1 protein-coding gene and 1 pseudogene are annotated in these 3,053 nt (G+C 37.2%); both read right to left on the bottom strand.

Features of this window, described 5'->3' with window-relative positions:
* The coding region (locus tag MHN29_RS18225; protein ID WP_239176084.1) for a hypothetical protein at positions 1-2,175 on the bottom strand (2,175 nt) is incomplete at its 3' end.
* 6 nt (positions 2,176-2,181) lie between these two features.
* A pseudogene (locus MHN29_RS18220) lies at positions 2,182-3,053 on the bottom strand (hypothetical protein); the annotation flags it as partial.

Raw genomic sequence — 3,053 nt, 5'->3', positions numbered from 1 at the left:
ATCGCTAGAGTTGGATACATAACCTGATGGTTTTGAACATGCGCTAGTTGTACTTGACGGATTTCCATATCCATCTCCATCCGTATCTGCATACCATGTTGATGGTTGCTGAATGGTATAACTCACACTTCTAGCACTTCCCCAACAACCACTACTGTTGTTTCGTGCTCTTAAATAATATATTGTACCACTAGTTCTGGTAATACTACTTGATGAGTTACTCGTAGAGGTTCCACTTGCACTGGATTGCCAGTAATAGGTAATACCACTTGGTTGACTTCCCTTAGTTAATACTGTACTTCCACAGTTTTTAGTTACCGTTGCTGCTGATGGAGTTGATGGAACTGTATTAATACTATAACTTACTGTTCTAGATGAACTCCAACATCCTGTACTGTTATTGCGTGCTCGTAAATAGTACACTGAACCACTAGTTCTGGTTATACTACTTGACGAGTTACTTGTGGATGTTCCACTTGCACTTGATTGCCAGTAATAAGTAATACCACTTGGTTGACTTCCCTTGGTTAATACCGTACTTCCACAGTTTTTGGTTACCGTTGCTGCTGATGGAGTTGACGGAACTGCATTAATACTATAACTTACCGTTCTGGATGAACTCCAACATCCTGTACTGTTATTTCGTGCTCGTAAATAATATACCGAACCACTGGTTCTAGTTATACTACTTGACGAGTTACTTGTGGATGTTCCACTTGCACTTGATTGCCAGTAATAGGTAATACCACTTGGCTGACTCCCTTTAGTTAATACTGTACTTCCACAGTTTTTAGTTACCGTTGCTGCCGATGGAGTTGAGGGAACTGTATTGATGCTATAACTTACCGTTCTAGATGAGCTCCAACATCCTGTACTGTTATTGCGTGCTCGTAAATAATACACTGAACCACTGGTTCTGGTTATACTATTTGATGAGTTACTTGTGGATGTTCCTCCTGCACTTGATTGCCAGTAATAAGTAATACCACTTGGTTGACTCCCTTTAGTTAATACTGTACTTCCACAGTTTTTGGTTACCGTTGCTGCCGATGGAGTTGAGGGAACTGTATTAATACTATAACTTACTGTTCTAGATGAACTCCAACATCCTGTACTATTATTTCTTGCTCGTAAATAATATACCGAACCACTGGTTCTAGTTATACTATTTGATGAGTTACTTGTGGATGTTCCTCCTGCACTTGATTGCCAGTAATAAGTAATACCACTTGGTTGACTCCCTTTAGTTAATACTGTACTTCCACAGTTTTTAGTTACCGTTGCTGCCGATGGAGTTGACGGAACTGTATTGATACTATAACTTACCGTTCTGGATGAACTCCAACATCCTGTACTGTTATTACGTGCTCTTAAGTAATAAACCGAACCACTGGTTCTGGTTATACTACTTGACGAGTTACTTGTGGAGGTTCCTCCTGCTCCTGATTGCCAATACCATGTTATTCCACTTGGTTGACTTCCCTTGGTTAATACCGTACTTCCACAGTTTTTAGTTACCGTTGCTACCGATGGAGTTGATGGAATTGTTTTAACTGTAACTTGTATAGATGATGAACTGGTACTCCATAATCCACTACTATTATTTCGTGCTCGTAAATAATATCGTCCTGAACTAGTTACTGTATAACCACTATATGAATTACTAGCTGTAGTTCCATTACTATTAGTTCCTTGCCAATACCAAGTAACTCCACTTGGTGGAGTCCCTCTTGATAAAACTACACTTCCACATTTATCTTGTGAAATTGTGGGTACTGAAGGTGCTGAGGGTACTGCTGATTTTACTGTAACATTATTTATTCCCATAAACGATCGGGAACCTAATCGACCTCTATAGGTAATTTGTTTACTTCCCAAGCTTGTCCATTTTATCGTTGCTCGGGTTGCCGAACTATTGATTATTGTTGCTCCTGAAACCTCCCATGTTCCTGTGCTTGGCTGACCGCCTCCTACTGCAATTAATGTATAAGTATGTGTACTATTTAAATCTACATTAGTTGGACCATTAACTACGATTAATTCTATCGGACCTCCTAAGCCTAACCCTGAACCTCCATCATCTACTTCTGGATCTCCACCTCCTGCAAATTGTCCATAAATTACACCTCCTAACAACAATAAGAGTAGTAATAATTGTTTTTCTAGTCTTTTCATAGCCTACTAGTTTTTATAATTGTATGTTGTTTCTTTTAATAGCTTTCCTTCGTTGTCCTTTACAAACTTCAATCGGTTAAAATCATCGTACTCATAATACATCGTTTGTCCTCTTGGATCTGTAATACTAGTCACACCTACTAATGGATCGTAAGTGTAAAAAGATATTTGAGATTTGTTTAAAGCTGTTAATTGATGTAATCTGTTTAAATGAAATCTTAACTGTCCCTCTTTTCCTATATAGTTACTTACTACACCATTTAAATTTCTAACATCTATTGTTCTATCATTATCAAGATTAGAAGCATTATGTATATTATCAATATAACTCTGAGGAATATCTGATAATTTAGCATTCTCTATCTTAGCTACTGGCTGTGTTTTTTCATAGCCCCAGATATAAACAATATGAGTACCATCCTTTTTACTCACCTCTGTTGGATTTCCTTTATCATCATAGGAATGATACACTACTCTGTCTTCTGGATTCCCATCTTCTACGGAAGTTTGTACCTTTTCTGGTAAATTCAATCCTGGCCACTTTGTATGGTTATAAATAGTCTTTTGACTTGTTAATAACTCTCCATTATCTATTACTTGATTATCATTAACATCCTTGTACGAATAGCTCTCTATGGGCTCAAATCGATTCGCGCTAATTAATGCTTGTTCTGTTGCTGTTGGAGAAACTTTATCTTGTGGATAAACTGTTTTACTTAATAAAACTTCTCCTTTACTATTAACCTGCTTAGTTTGACTTATCTGATAATGCTTGTCATAGTTGTAAAAATAAGTCGTCTCACTCTCTAATGCTTCTCCTTCTAAATAAGTTGTCTCTTTCTTTGAATATAAATTAGAAACTCCTCCATTTAAATTAT

Origin of the sequence: Tenacibaculum sp. Cn5-46, assembly GCF_022347705.1 — a bacterium.
In the GTDB taxonomy this organism is placed as follows: domain Bacteria; phylum Bacteroidota; class Bacteroidia; order Flavobacteriales; family Flavobacteriaceae; genus Polaribacter; species Polaribacter aiptasiae.
This window is presented reverse-complemented; position numbering and strand designations above follow the sequence as displayed.